Annotated in this window: 1 protein-coding gene; it reads right to left on the bottom strand. The window is 41.4% G+C overall.

The genetic code is table 11. From position 1 onward, the window contains the following. Window positions 1–423: reverse transcriptase/maturase family protein (locus MiSe_RS49910; protein ID WP_226595053.1), on the bottom strand; the 423-nt coding region annotated here is incomplete at both ends.

The raw sequence follows: 423 nt of genomic DNA, 5'->3' as shown, positions 1-423 counted from the left end.
CCCTACATTTCCGTTGTACTCATTGAGGGTGTGGGTTGTTTTTGTTTGACTGGGTTTTAATTCCAGTCCCATTCCTTTGAGCCATTCGGATATTATCTTTTGGCATTGAGTCACCACGTTTATATCTTCGTGTATGACTACAAAGTCGTCAGCGTATCTTATGAAACTCAGCGACTTTACCTTGGTTTGCCAACTCAATTGATTTCCTTTTGGATTTCGGATGTCTAGTGTTTTGGCAAATTCCATGAGTCTTATTTCCATCCCATGTAAGGCAATATTAGCTAGTAGCGGCGATATCACCCCGCCCTGTGGCGTACCCTCTGAAGTTGGAAATAGGTTTTTCCCATCCATTACACCTGCCTTTAACCAGGATTTAATTTGTTTTTGGAGTTTGGGAAATGTGTTTATTTTCGCCAAAAGTGC

The organism is Microseira wollei NIES-4236 (genome assembly GCF_020521235.1).
GTDB lineage: Bacteria > Cyanobacteriota > Cyanobacteriia > Cyanobacteriales > Aerosakkonemataceae > Microseira > Microseira wollei.
The sequence above is the reverse complement of the archived record's forward strand: the minus strand, read 5'-3'. Positions and strand labels throughout refer to the sequence as shown.